10 protein-coding genes are annotated in these 13,068 nt (G+C 66.5%); 5 read left to right on the top strand and 5 right to left on the bottom strand.

All coding sequences use genetic code 11. From position 1 onward, the window contains the following. Position 1: 1 nt before the first annotated feature. Positions 2–1,654, top strand: coding sequence for an MFS transporter (locus ABZ942_RS01715; RefSeq protein WP_357377997.1), 1,653 nt, complete (start codon positions 2–4; stop codon positions 1,652–1,654). A 32-nt stretch (positions 1,655–1,686) separates the two neighbouring features. Here ABZ942_RS01715 and ABZ942_RS01710 read toward each other — a convergent pair whose 3' ends face one another. Continuing rightward, the gene (locus tag ABZ942_RS01710; RefSeq protein ID WP_357377995.1) at positions 1,687–2,247 is read right to left on the bottom strand and encodes a potassium channel family protein; all 561 of its coding nucleotides are present in this window, start codon (positions 2,245–2,247) and stop codon (positions 1,687–1,689) included. Positions 2,248–2,402: 155 nt separating this feature from the next. On the opposite strand from ABZ942_RS01710, the gene ABZ942_RS01705 reads away from it, so the two are divergent. Beyond that, positions 2,403–3,767, top strand: coding sequence for a hypothetical protein (locus ABZ942_RS01705; RefSeq protein WP_357377993.1), 1,365 nt, complete (start codon positions 2,403–2,405; stop codon positions 3,765–3,767). Beyond that, the gene (locus tag ABZ942_RS01700; protein ID WP_357377991.1) at positions 3,764–5,605 is read left to right on the top strand and encodes a glycoside hydrolase family 15 protein; all 1,842 of its coding nucleotides are present in this window, start codon (positions 3,764–3,766) and stop codon (positions 5,603–5,605) included. Before ABZ942_RS01705 ends, ABZ942_RS01700 begins: the two co-directional genes overlap by 4 nt. 74 nt (positions 5,606–5,679) lie before the next feature. Here ABZ942_RS01700 and ABZ942_RS01695 read toward each other — a convergent pair whose 3' ends face one another. Both ABZ942_RS01695 and ABZ942_RS01690 read right to left on the bottom strand, forming a co-directional pair. Beyond that, complete coding sequence (locus ABZ942_RS01695; protein WP_357377989.1) at positions 5,680–6,021, bottom strand: hypothetical protein; 342 nt, start codon at positions 6,019–6,021, stop codon at positions 5,680–5,682. Between the two features lie 56 nt (positions 6,022–6,077). After that, complete coding sequence (locus ABZ942_RS01690; RefSeq protein ID WP_357377988.1) at positions 6,078–6,419, bottom strand: hypothetical protein; 342 nt, start codon at positions 6,417–6,419, stop codon at positions 6,078–6,080. A 273-nt stretch (positions 6,420–6,692) separates the two neighbouring features. Here ABZ942_RS01690 and ABZ942_RS01685 point away from each other — a divergent pair, with 273 nt between their 5' ends. Next, positions 6,693–8,060, top strand: coding sequence for a hypothetical protein (locus ABZ942_RS01685; protein WP_357377986.1), 1,368 nt, complete (start codon positions 6,693–6,695; stop codon positions 8,058–8,060). Here the strand turns inward: ABZ942_RS01685 and ABZ942_RS01680 are convergent. Beyond that, on the bottom strand, positions 8,053–9,201 hold the full coding sequence (locus ABZ942_RS01680) for a scyllo-inosamine-4-phosphate amidinotransferase (RefSeq protein ID WP_357377984.1): 1,149 nt from the start codon (positions 9,199–9,201) through the stop codon (positions 8,053–8,055). The genes ABZ942_RS01685 and ABZ942_RS01680 overlap by 8 nt on opposite strands. Before the next feature lie 48 nt (positions 9,202–9,249). After that, positions 9,250–10,218 carry a TauD/TfdA family dioxygenase gene (locus ABZ942_RS01675; protein WP_357377982.1) on the bottom strand — a complete coding sequence of 323 codons (969 nt, stop codon included), beginning with the start codon at positions 10,216–10,218 and terminating at the stop codon, positions 9,250–9,252. Positions 10,219–10,961: 743 nt separating this feature from the next. Between ABZ942_RS01675 and ABZ942_RS01670 the strand changes: the two genes are divergently transcribed. Continuing rightward, on the top strand, positions 10,962–13,068 hold a 2,107-nt coding region (locus tag ABZ942_RS01670), incomplete at its 3' end, for a tetratricopeptide repeat protein (RefSeq protein WP_357377980.1).

The raw sequence follows: 13,068 nt of genomic DNA, 5'->3' as shown, positions 1-13,068 counted from the left end.
GATGAACCACGCGGAAAAGATTCCGACCGAGACCGACCGCGGTTCGGCCCTGGTGCTCACGGTTCTCGCCGCAGGCCAATTCCTGATGACCTTGGACAGCTCGGTGATGAATGTGTCGATGGCGAGCGTGGCCGCCGATCTCGGCACCCCGGTGACCGGCATCCAGACGGCCATCACGCTGTACACGCTGGTCATGGCGACATTGATGATCACCGGCGGCAAGGTCGGCACCATGCTCGGCCGCAAACGAGCGTTCGCCGTCGGTCTCGTCGTCTATGGCGCGGGCTCGTTCACCACCGCTTTCGCGCCGAATCTCGCTGTGCTGCTGCTCGGTTGGTCATTGCTGGAAGGGCTGGGCGCGGTGCTGATCATGCCCGCGATCGTGGCGCTGGTCGCGGCGAACTTCCCCGCCGGACGCCGCGCGGGCGCGTATGGACTGGTCGCCGCGGCGGGTGCGTGCGCCGTTGCGGTCGGGCCGATGATCGGCGGAGCGGTCACCACCTTCGCGTCCTGGCGATATGTATTTCTCGGCGAGGTCGTCATCGTGCTGGTCATCCTGCTCGTGCTGCGTCGGGTCGCCGACGTCGCGCCAACGGCGGTCCGGCTCGACCTGGTCGGTTCGGCGTTATCGGTCCTCGGTCTCGGCATGACCGTGTACGGCGTGCTGCGTTCCAGCGATTGGGGCTGGGTGCGCCCCAGATCCGGTGGGCCGCAACTACTCGGCCTGTCCCCCGTGATCTGGCTGCTGCTCTCCGGTCTGGTGGCGCTCTACGGGTTGCTGCGGTGGGAGGCCTGGCTCGTTCGGGCCGACCGGGAACCGCTGATCGATATCGCGTTGCTGCGCAGCCGGCAACTCGTCGGCGGGCTCGGGATGTTCTTCGCGCAGTTCCTCGTCCAGGCGGGTGTCTTCTTCGCGGTTCCGCTGTTCCTCTCGGTGGCACTGGAACTCAGTGCGGTCGAGACCGGACTTCGCGTGCTGCCGTTGTCGGTCGCGCTGGTGCTGGCCGCCGCCGGTATCCCCAGGCTCTGGCCGCGAGCCAGCCCGCGCCGCACGGTTCGGCTCGGGCTGGCATCCATGATCGTCGGCATCATGATCCTGGTCGCGGGCCTGGATCCCGGCGCGAGCGCCGGCGTGGTGCTGATCCCGATGGTGTTCCTCGGTCTCGGACTCGGCGCGCTGTCCTCGCAGCTCGGCGCGGTAACCGTCGCCGCGGCGCCGGAAACGCGCAGTGCCGAGGTCGGCGGGCTGCAGAACACGGCGACCAGCCTCGGCGCCTCCCTCGGCACCGCGCTGATCGGGTCGGTGCTGATCGCCGCGCTGATCGGCGCCGCGCGCACCGGAATCGATGACAACCCCGCGGTTCCCGTGTCCGTGCAGCAGCAGGTGACCACCCAACTGGCGGACGGAGCGTCGTTCGTGTCCACCACGCAACTGCGCGCGGCGCTCGACGCGGCAGGCGTGCCGCAGGCCACCGCGGACGCGATCGTCGCGGTCAACGCCGACGCTCGGCTCACCGCGCTGCGGGCGGCACTGGCCCTCGCCGCGGCGCTCGCAATCGTGGCGCTGTTCGGCACCGGCTTGCTGCCGCGACATGCCGTCGGCGCGGCACCGGGTTCGGACCCATCCCCCACCAATTCAGGAGACAGAACATGATGTCGTGGCATGACTTTCGCGCTCTCAGCGGCTCATTCCTGGTCGGCGGGCCGAGCTTGTTCCGGTGCACGCAGTTGGGTGCGACGCAATTCGACCGACGCGGTCAGCAGCCGCAGCGCCAACCCGATCAGGATCAGGTTGCCGATCATCTGGGCGAGCACGACCGCCCTGGCCGGCTGAGACGTCGCCACGATGTCGCCGAAGCCGACCGTCGCGAACACCGTGACGCCGAAGTACAGCGCGTCGAGCTTCGTCAGGGACTCGCTGAAGCTGGTCGGCTCACCCGCGGAAAGCGTGTAATACACCGTGGCACAGCCGATGATGTAGCAGCCGAAAATGGCGACCGCCGCCTCCACCGCGCGTGCCAGCGGATGCTCGGCGCGCAGCACTCCGCGAATCTGCCAAGCAAAAATGGCGCATATGGCGACAGCTCCGGCAATCAGCAGCAGCACCGTCCTGATATCGCCGATTCGAGTGAACGGCAACAGGAAATAGGCCACCGACAAAGCGATCACCGCGGCGACGGCAAACAGCACACCACGGCGGGCCGGGCGGCGGCGATTTCCTGTCGACGAATTCTCTCCGGTGGGCATGAAAACAATTCCCCTTCGGCCGGCCGATCGCCGGATCACGTCGAGCGGCGCTCACGCGAACTATCCGGATCGACTTTACGCCGCAGTCGCCCGTGCGGCCATTCCGTTCGCAATACCGGCGAATATCGGATCGGCGCAACGGAATCGAGGCGACCGTGACGACGGATAACTCGGCGCCCGAACGACCGGACCCGCGCGATACGGGTCCGCTCACCGCGGACGAACGTGCCGAACTCGAGCGCCTGCGGGCCGCAAGCACGGTGCGCACCCACCGGTTCCGACACGCACTCCGCTGGACGACCGTGGGAATCCTGTTGACGCTCATGGGAGTTGCCGTGTTCGGCTCGGTCGTCGCGCGCTTCTGCCGGTCCGAAATCCTCGACACGGACCGATATGTCGCCACCATGGCACCGCTGGGATCTGATCCGGCGGTGCACGCCGAACTCGCGGACCGGATCACCACCGCGATCCTCACGCGGGTCGACATCGAGGAGGTGACCGCGAAAGCACTGACGGCACTGACCGATAACCTGCCGCAGGCCGCCGACCGGCCACGCGTGACCGACGCGTTGCGCAGCCTGCCGCCGCTGGTAGCCGCCCAGGCCGCAGCCTTGATCCACCAGACCGCGCTGTCATTGGTGTCCAGCGATCAATTCGAACAGCTCTGGGTCGCCGCGAATCGTCGCGCACACCAGACGCTCGTCGCGGCGCTCACCGGCCGGCAGGGACCGGCCATCGAGGTCGATGACCAAGGCACCGTGAGCATTTCGCTACAAGGCGTCCTGACGATCGTGCGCCAGAAACTCGACGAGCACGGAATCACGTTCGGCGACAGGCTGCCTGATGTCGACGCACAATTCGTACTCTTCCGCTCCGCGGACCTGATCAAGGCGCAGCGGGCGGTCCGCATGCTCGATCGACTGGCGAATGTACTGCCATGGATCGCGCTGGCCGCCGCGACCGGCGCGGTATGGCTGACGCCACGCAAGCACCGGACCAGGGCGCTCGCGTTGGCCGGCTCGAGTGCCGCACTGGCGATGGTCGTGCTGGCCATCGCGCTGGTGATCGGGCGCCGGGTCTACCTCGACGCGATGCCTCCGGAGGTCCTTTCCGCCGACGCCGCGGCCGCGTTGATCGATGCCGTGTACGCGCCGCTGCGGGCCGGCCTGCGCGCGGTGCTTGCGCTCGGACTGATCGTCGCGGTGGCGAGTTATCTTGCGGGGCAATCGCTCTCGGCTCGCGCGGTGCGCTCTGGCGGCGCGCGGGCGCTGGCGGCAGTGCGCAGCCCGCGCCGTGGCGAACCACACGCGGTAGAGACCTTCGCGGCGCGATACCGGGTGCCACTGCGTTGGGGCATCGTCGCTGTCGCCGCACTGACGGTGGCGTTCTGGCGCTTTCCCACCGGTCTGGTCGTACTCGGCATCGCAGTGATCACCGGGGTGCTGCTGCTGGCGGTGGAACTGCTGGCCCGGCCCTCGCCGAAATCCGAAACCTCGCAACGACAAGGAGAATTCACATGAACAACGCTCCGGCAATCGCCGACCACGGACTGATCGGCGACCTGCAGACGGCCGCACTCGTCGCCACCGACGGCACCATCGACTGGTTCTGCTGTCCGCGCTTCGACTCGCCGAGCGTCTTCGGGGCGCTGCTCGACCAGGAGCGCGGCGGGCAGTGCCGCATCCAGCCTTCGGTGCACCCCTACCGGTCTACACAGATGTACTTTCCCGAAACGGCAATTCTGATCACCCGATTCATGACCGAGGACGGCACCGGCGAGGTGTGCGACTTCATGCCGCCCATCCTCGGGCGTGCGCCGACGGACAACCATCGACTGGTGCGCACGGTGCGGTGCGTACGTGGACGCCTCACCTTCGACATCGACCTGATGCCCCGCTTCGACTACGGCCGTCAAACCCATGCCACAAAACTGACCGAAGACGGCGTCGTCTTCGACGGCGGAGAACACAACCTGACGGTGCACGTGGTGCGGGAAACCGATGACGCCAGGCTCGCCCAGATACAAACCACCGAGGACGGGCACGTCTACGGCTCGATCACCCTCGAGGCAGGCCAGACTCGCGGGATCGTCCTGGAATCGGCCGCACCCGGACCGCCGCGCACGATACGGCCTGCCGAGATAGAGCAGCTGTTCCAGAGCACCGTTCGCTACTGGCACTCCTGGCTGGCCCGGTCGACCTATCGGGGTCGCTGGCGCGAGGTCGTGCACCGCTCAGCGATAACGCTCAAGCTGCTGACCTACGCGCCGACCGGTGCCATCGTCGCGGCACCGACCGCCGGACTACCCGAACAGATCGGCGGCGAGCGGAACTGGGACTACCGCTACACCTGGATCAGGGATGCCTCCTTCTCCGTGCATTCGCTGCTCGCCCTCGGATTCACCGAAGAGGCAGCGGATTTCGCCCGCTGGCTGCGCAACCGCTATCGGGAAACCGACGGGCAGCTGGGGATCATGTACCGAGTGGACGGCTCGCCGGAACTGCGCGAGGAAGTGCTCCACCACTGGACGGGCTACCGCGGTTCCCGCCCGGTGCGCATCGGCAACGACGCGTCCGATCAACTTCAACTCGACATCTACGGCGAGATGCTCGACGCCATCTATCGCGCCGACCAACGCGGCCTGCGCATCGGCCACGAGGGCTGGCAGGACGTGATCGCCATCCTCGACTGGCTGGCATTCCATTGGGACCAACCAGAGGAGGGCATCTGGGAAACCCGTGGCGGACAGGCCGATTACAGCTACGGCAGGCTGATGAGCTGGGTGGCTTTCGACCGCGCTATCCGGATCGCGACGACCCACAGTCTGCCGGGCCCGATCGAGCAGTGGCGGGCCGAGCGCGATCAGATCTATGCCCAGCTCTGGGACCGCGGCTGGAGTCCGCGCCGCCAGGCCTTCGTGCAGCGGTACGACTCGGACGTCCTCGACTCGTCGCTACTGCGCATGGTGAAAGTCGGATTCGTCGCACCCCGTGACCCACGCTGGCTGTCCACCTTGGCGGCAATAACCGACGATCTGGTGACCGACAGCCTGGTGTATCGCTACGACCCCGCCGCGGCGCCGGACGGACTGCGCGGTTCCGAAGGCACGTTCTCGCTCTGCACCTTCGACTACGTCAACGCCCTCGCCCAGGCAGGCGATCTCACCCAGGCTCGGCTGGTATTCGAGAAGATGCTCACCTACGCCAACCACGTAGGTCTCTATGCCGAGGAAATCGCCCTCACCGGCGAACAACTCGGCAACTTCCCGCAAGCCTTCACCCACCTGGCCCTGATCGACGCCGCGCTCACGCTGGACCGGGCGATGGGCGGGGCGGGTGGGCCAGCCGCAAATCAATAGATCAGCCATCCGACAGCCACCATTGACGGGTGACCGCGCGCCGGAGTCGGCGCCGGTCGAGAGTGCGCGACATATCATGCGTTATCCGAAAGATGCTGAACGCGACTTTCCACCGAGTCCAATTCTTGTAGTCGTCCGACAATTCGTGCAGCCAGCAGGACTACTACTTTTTCGGGTGGTATGCCGAGGCGGTCCGCGCAGTCGTACACCTTGGACAGGAAACAGCAGTCGTATACTCCGTCAGGGTCACTGAGCAGTTCGTCGAGTTCCATTCCGACAACGGCCTGAGCGCGGGTCAGCAGACGGTCGTGAACCCAGCTCAGTAGCCATTCATTCGCGCCGCCTTGCGGCACTCGGATCGCCCACTCCGGAGTGATGTCACTAGTAATAATCCATTGGGTAGCATACAAAGTCATCGAAAAAGCCTGTTCCTTCAAAGGTGATAGTCGCTGATGCGTCGCAATGTGCGGAATTACCGCGCGGCGTTGGCGGACGCAGGGGTGCAACCGCCGAACGGGTAGCACATCCGGGCCGGATCCTGCGGCTGTGTCGTGCTCACGCGGGTCGTGGTCGGTGTGTTGTCGCCCGCCCCCGGGTACATGAAGACGACAGCGATCATGACCAGCACGGCGAATGCCATGGCTGCCGCGAAGGCGACAATCACCCGTGCCATCATGTGCGATATTGCCGGTGCAGGCAGTTGCACCGGCACGACAACGTACAGACCGGTACCGATGCCGACTTCCTCGTCGTGAATAGAATCGGATTGCTGCAATGCATTCGGGAATCGGTTACCGAAGACCTCTGTACTCATAGCGAATACTCTCGTTCGTGCATCACGCACTGGACGTGCGATCGGAATTGCAGAATGACTCCGAAAACATGTCAAGGGGGATGGTGGCCGATTCGATTCACGGCCGGTAGCTCGGCTTTGCCCGCGTTGCGGGCAAAACGGAGCATAGGCGTCGACACCCATAGAATATGGAGATACGCTGGGCTCTTAGTGCAAACAGACGGGGGTCCGACCCCAGGGGAACAAGTGGTTCGCATGACGAACGGCCCACACGCAAATAAGTGCGCACGGCGCGTGGCACGCGAAGCCAAGGATGCGGGCGGCTCAGACTACGAGACCGCACTGGCAGTGCACCAGCACTGCGGGTTGTCACTGCTACGGGCACACCGCATTGCCCGCAACTACACGCTGATGGAAGCGGTCGAGGCACTGAAGGAGATCCTCGCGTCGCGCGGAACTCCCAGCCAGGGCCTGCGCCATCAACGGCTGTCGCAATGGGAGCACGGCCAGGATGTGCCGTCCTCGCACTATCTGGACGCACTGTGTTTTCTCTACCGCAGCAGACCGGACCGGCTCGGTTTCGGACACGACTACTCGGACGCGGATGCGCTCCCGCAGAACGGAATCCAGGACGCCATGGATCGACGACATTTCGTTAGTCTGGCCGCGGCCGGAGCGATGTTCATGCCCGCGCCGCCGGGTGTCGGGTTGTTCGGCGAGAGTTTCGATCCGCCGGGTGGGCGACGGGCGACGGCAGCGTATGTCGGTCTGCTCGAAGACATTACCGAGCAGAACGGGTACCAGCTCTACAGTCCGCCTGCGGAGTTCATTCCCGCGCGCATGGTCGATCTGGCTCGGGCCCAGGCGTGCCTGCTGAGCGCGACGTCCGAAGACATTCGGCGCAGGCTGCACCGGGTGTACGCCAAGAATGCCGGGTTCATCGCCATCCGGATCAACGACGTCGCCGAAGCAGGCGACACCTTCGAGTGGTTCGGCATCGCCCGTCGCGCCGCCCGGCTGGCCGAGGACGCGACGGTACAGGCCTGGATCGCCGGGCGGACCTGCGACGCGTGCGCCTGCCATCAGCAGTTCAAGTCCGGTCTGGCCGCCGCACACACCGCGCAATCGCTGGGTGCCCGCCGCGCCAACTCGTCGGCGGTGCTGGGATATCTCGTCGAGGCGGGCGTGCAGGCCCGGCTGGGTCGCCGGCACGAGACGCTCGAGGCGACACGCAATGCGGACCGGATGTTCGCCGCGCTTTCCGACGAGGAGACGGTCGCCGACGGATTCCGGGTCAGTGAGTATCTGCTTCGCTGGCACCAGGCCAACTCACTCGCCCTGGTCGGCGCGCATGCCCAGGCTGCACCGCTGCGCGACCGAGTGCTGGAATTGCCACTGGCCCAACATGATCAGGTCGGGCGGGCGCTGCTACACCTCGACAAGGCCGCCGCGGATATCGCTGCGGGCGAGCTGGAGTCGGGCTGTCACACCATCAGCACGACGTGGCAACAGTTGGCCAATGACGTTCGCGTCGGGCAGGTTCCGAATCGGGTAGTACAGATCCTGCAGTCCCTCGATTCCGGTCACGGTGCCACCCGCCAGGCGGCCGAGGTTCGCCAACTTCTCGAATCCTCCGCGGCCAGGCGGGAATCGGTCACATGAGTGGCCCGGCAGCAGGACCGCATCCGGCGCTGCCCTCGGGTCGACCCGCTTCGCCGCGCGCACGCCGCAGATCGAGTGTGACGCAATGTAATCCGCCGCCCATAGCGCGGGCGTGTCGTAGCGTGTGCGGGATGACGTCGATGCCGCGGCGGCGCAGCGCGGCGATGAGGTCGTGTTGCGCGGCGTCGACGACGGCGAGGTCCGGTCGCACCATCAAAAGATTCATCCCGATCCATGCCGAGGACAACGGATACGGGGAAGAGCACGGTGCGACAGCCATCGGCGGGCACCAGAGGTGTTCCCATGATCGCAGGGGTGCGGGCAGTTGCCACGGGTCACGGATCCGCTCGGGATTGAGGAGCACCAGCCCCTCGCGCAGCAGACTGATCGTGGAGTCGATGTGGGTGTGCGGGTAAACGCCGCGGATCGGGTGCACCCGATAGTCGCCCAGCGCGGACAGCGTGGTTTGCAACCAGCGATGTCCGAGCTCGTTGCCGCTGCTGGAGACCAGGTAGAACAGGTCGGGTCCGCAGCGCAGGATGTTCGCGGCGTCGAAGACCGGTTCGGTCTCCCCGAGCGTGACCCGTCCCTGGCCGTCGTCGGGGAACATCTCCTCGCGCAATTGCGGTGGTGGCGCGGCGATCCACGCCGAGCCGGCGAGCATGCGCTGCTGGAACAACTCCCGCAGGCCAGCGAGCTCGAACATTCGCGCCCGCATGGGACTCGGCGTGGCGATGATGACCGAACCCACGACCAGCGCGAGATCGCGCGGGCAATAGGAATAGAAGCCGCTGGTGCGCCAGTGCGGTGTGCCGAACTCGAGGTCGTGCACGATCGGTGCCGGGCGGTATACCCGAACACCCAAGTCCGCCAGCAGTTTTGCCAGACCGTCGAGGTCCTCGGCGGCCTCCGCGAGCACCCGGGACGGAAACGCGCCCACCGCGACACGGGCCGATTCGGCGGGGCCGAGATCCGGGTAGAGGTTCAGCAGTGCCGAACGATCCAGCGGCGGTATCCGCGCACCGTCCGCCGTGCCGACCACCACTTCGAGCAGCGGGCTGAATTCATCGTCCGAGCCCACCGGCCCAGGTGTGGGATGTGCTGGGGCGGAGGCAGTTTGCGGGATGACCGAGTGCGACATGGCACGGTCCTTTCGAACAGAGATGGTCGGAGATTCAGTGGCGCGCGTTCAGCCGAGCGCGCGGGAGGCGCCGCGACGACGGTGCGCCCGAACGGAGCCACAGGTCATCGCGCGCAGCAACCAACGGTCGGTGCCGTCATAGCGCGGATGAAATACCGTGCGGCCGTGGACAGTTCGCCGGTTGTCGGCCAGCAGCACGTCACCGGGACGCAATTCGTGACCGATCGCAGCCCGATCCAGCGCGGCCGTCAGTGCCTGCAGCGCCGCGGCTGCCGCATGATCGTTCGGGTCGGCCGGTCGCGCGTCGGCCTCGCCGAAGCAGATCTCCGGATCCGTAGCAGGTCCGGTCAATACCGCAACTGCGGGCAGCTCCGGCCGGCCGGGCAGGTCGTGCGCGGTGTCGGGTTCGATCACGAACCGCGGCTCCCGCAAGACGGCGACGATCTCGTCGGCCAGGTCGAGATGCCGGGCCGGCGCGAGCACCGTGACGGCCCCGGGATGGCCACGCAGGCACAGCAATCCGAAGTAGTCGCAACGATTTTCGGTGAAGCCGTCCTCGACGTGCCACTGCAACGTCGTCAGGCTGCCCGCGCTGGTTTGCGTGCTCTCGTGACCCGGCACCGGGATCACGTGCTGCACCAGCCGACCGTCGTGCAATGTCCGGAACGTGAACGGTTCGCCCAACGGCAACGACACGGCCAGCAGCAACAGTGCGGCCGCCTCGACCATCGGCATCGACCCGTCCGGCGTCACGGTGGCCGGGGTGGCAGGCAGATCCGTCAGATCCGCGCACACACCCCGCAACAGCAGCGCATTGTGCACCGCACCGGCGGTGCGGAACCGGTGCAGGGCAACGATCGCACGCGGCGGCAGGCTGGTGATCAGACCTGCGGCGGCCTCGACCGGGTCCTCCCCCGCACGCTGCTCGCCGACCGCCCGCAACGCGGCGGTCCACACCCGAGCGGCCTCCGACCTCGTCAGCCGGACAACTTCACTGGGAGCAAGCCGATTCAACATCAGCGATCACCCCCGCGACGGTCGGGCACCACCGGGCAGCTCGGCGCGAGTGTGCCGACTCCGGAATGCCTCGGTGATCCTGCCGCTGATCGACCGATCGTGCGGACGCGGTAAACACTTTCGTCGCAATGGCTGCGACAAGGTGCGCTCGGCCGCGTCCACAATCCAGGACCGGCACATCTCGCCACGCCGGCAATGAATGGCCGGTGAATGCCGCGCGAGGTGCTGCGCGGACAACTATCCACTGTCTGTTCGCCGGTCATTCGGTAGCTACCTGGGATGAATTCCACAACCGTAGCGACGTATCCGATGACCAGGCTCTTCGGGGAGGTGTTCGGATTCATGATGGCTGTCCTTCGTGTTCGACCGCGGCACTTCGGCCGCTGTAGACAGCTCATCGGAAAGGTTCGAAGTCCGACATCAGACCGGACAAACCAGCCGATTTGCACCGCGTTCAGCAAGTGTCCGGCGGACACTGACCTGACATTTCCGGACAATTGCCGACAGGCGATGACAGCATCGACAACGAGTGGGGGATGCACGCAATGACCGTGATTCCGAACCGGGCGGTGAACCGCGAATCTCTCGCGACAGTGACAAACCCTACCGAATTCGGCGGCGCCTTGCGCAGAGTCCGGGTGGCAGCAAATCTTTCTCTTCGCCGACTGGAGCAAACGGCAACCAACAGAAACAACGGCGGCCCACCCAGATACGTCGATCTGACGAAAAACCTCATCGAGGACATGGAGAAGGGCAAGCGACTCGAGGGCAGCCGGGTCGGCTCGGCGAGCGACAACCGGCTCGAGATCTACCTGTGGTGCTGCGGCGTTCCCCGGGACGATCTGCCTGCGTGGTTGGAAACCCGCCATCGAGTGCTGCGGGAGTCGCCGCAGCCGCCCGCAGAGCGGGAACCGGTGCCCGACAGCCCCGCTGAGTTGCGCCCGGCGGTGAAGACCGCACTACGCCGCGACGTGCGCATGTTCATCGGCCGCGATGCCGAACTGCGACGCATCCTGGCCGCGGCCGCCCCCGGCCGCGGCGCTCCGATCTACACCATCGACGGCATGCCCGGCGTCGGCAAGACCGCGTTGGCGACGCGCGCCGCGCACCTGCTGGCCGACCGCTATCCCGATGGCCGCTACTTCATCGAGTTACACGCACATACCCCGGGACGCCCGGTGGCCGACCCGGCGGATGTGCTGGCGGGCTTGCTGATTGCCCTCGGAGTCGACCTCCGCTACATCCCCGACACTCTCGAACAGCGGCGCGACCTGTGGCGCGACCGGCTGACCGATAAGCGGGTGCTGTTGATCCTCGACGACGCGCGCGACGAAGACCAGCTGGAACCGCTGCTGCCCGCCACCGCCGAATGCCTGACCCTGGTCACCAGCCGGCGCAGGCTGATCTCGCTCGCGAACGCGGTGCCGTTGGCGCTGGACATCCTCGATCCCGGCCCTGCCGCTGAGCTTTTCACCACCCTGGCCGACCGAGCCGCCGCCAGTGCCGCGGATCAGGCGGCAGTGGCGCGCATCGTGCAGTTGTGCGGCTATCTGCCGTTGGCGATCACGCTGCTGGCCGGTCGGCTGGCACATCACCCGACCTGGACGATCGCCGAACTCGCCGACGAATTCTGCGCTGCGACCGATCGACTCGGCGAACTCGATGCCGGAGCCAGAGTCGTGCGCGCCGCGTTCGACCTGTCCTACCGGGACCTGCCGCCGGAGCGCGAACTGCTGTTTCGCCGGTTGGGCTTGCACCCGGGCGCCGATCTCGACGCCTACGCCGCGGCGGCCCTGGCCGGCATCGACGTCGCGACCGCCCGGTGGGAGCTGGAATCCCTGTACACCGACCACCTGCTGGACGAGCCCGCCCGCGGCCGCTACCGGCTGCACGACCTGCTGCGCGAGTACGCCCGGGCCCTCGTCGATGCTGAAGATCATCACGACCGCGCCCGCGCACAGGATCGATTGCTGGACTATTTCCAGCACACCGCCACCGCGGCGGATCGCTGGCTGGCGCGCTGGACTCGGCCCACACACCACGCGAACGACTCCGCGAACGGCAGTGTGACCGTGCGCGAATTCGGCAACGAGATCCAGGCTTTGGAATGGATGCGCCTCGAACGGGAGAACCTGCTGGCCTGTCTCGATGACCATGCCGCAGACCGCTACCCGGCTCGGACGGTCACCCTGGCCGGCGTGCTGGCCGGACTGCTGGACCGGGACGGACCGTGGCCGATGGCGTGTCAACTGCATCAACGCGCGGTCGTCGCCGCCCGACATCTCGGTAGCCGCCTCGACGAGGCCGGTTCCCTCAACCACCTCGGCGCCGTGCATTGGCGAGCCGGTGACTATGCCACGGCCATCGACCGATTCGAGGTGGCGCTGGGCATTTACCGCCAGCTCGGCAACCGCCTCGGCGAAGCGAACGCACTCAACAACCTCGGCAACGTCCACGACGAAACCGGCGAATACCTCGAAGCCGTCGACCTACATCAGCAAGCACTGACCCTGTACCAGCAGCTCGGCAACCGCCTCGGCGAAGCGAACGCACTCAACAACCTCGGCAACGTCCACGAGGAAACCGGCGAATACCTCGAAGCCGTCGACCTATATCAGCAGGCGCTGGATCTGTACCACCAACTCGGCAACCGCCTCGGCGAAGCGAACGCACTCAACAACCTCGGCATCGTCCGAACCCGCACCGGCCTGCACGCCGAAGCCGTCGACCTACACCGCCAAGCCCTCGCCCTCTACCACCAACTCGGCAACCGCCTCGGCGAAGCGAACGCACTCAACAACCTCGGCATCGTCCGAACCCGCACCGGCCTGCATGCCGAAGCCGTCGACC

This window comes from Nocardia sp. NPDC046473, from assembly GCF_040645995.1.
Lineage (GTDB): Bacteria > Actinomycetota > Actinomycetes > Mycobacteriales > Mycobacteriaceae > Nocardia.
Note: the sequence above shows the minus strand (reverse complement) of the source record. Positions and strands in the feature narration are given on the sequence as shown.

Excerpts from the sequence above, each read along its gene's own strand:
- ABZ942_RS01715 (WP_357377997.1), top strand. The coding sequence starts at position 2 with ATGAACCACGCGGAAAAGATTCCGACCGAGACCGACCGCGGTTCGGCC.
- ABZ942_RS01700 (WP_357377991.1), top strand. The coding sequence starts at position 3,764 with ATGAACAACGCTCCGGCAATCGCCGACCACGGACTGATCGGCGACCTG.
- ABZ942_RS01710 (WP_357377995.1), bottom strand. The coding sequence starts at position 2,247 with ATGCCCACCGGAGAGAATTCGTCGACAGGAAATCGCCGCCGCCCGGCC.
- ABZ942_RS01695 (WP_357377989.1), bottom strand. The coding sequence starts at position 6,021 with ATGACTTTGTATGCTACCCAATGGATTATTACTAGTGACATCACTCCG.
- ABZ942_RS01675 (WP_357377982.1), bottom strand. The coding sequence starts at position 10,218 with ATGTTGAATCGGCTTGCTCCCAGTGAAGTTGTCCGGCTGACGAGGTCG.
- ABZ942_RS01690 (WP_357377988.1), bottom strand. The coding sequence starts at position 6,419 with ATGAGTACAGAGGTCTTCGGTAACCGATTCCCGAATGCATTGCAGCAA.
- ABZ942_RS01680 (WP_357377984.1), bottom strand. The coding sequence starts at position 9,201 with ATGTCGCACTCGGTCATCCCGCAAACTGCCTCCGCCCCAGCACATCCC.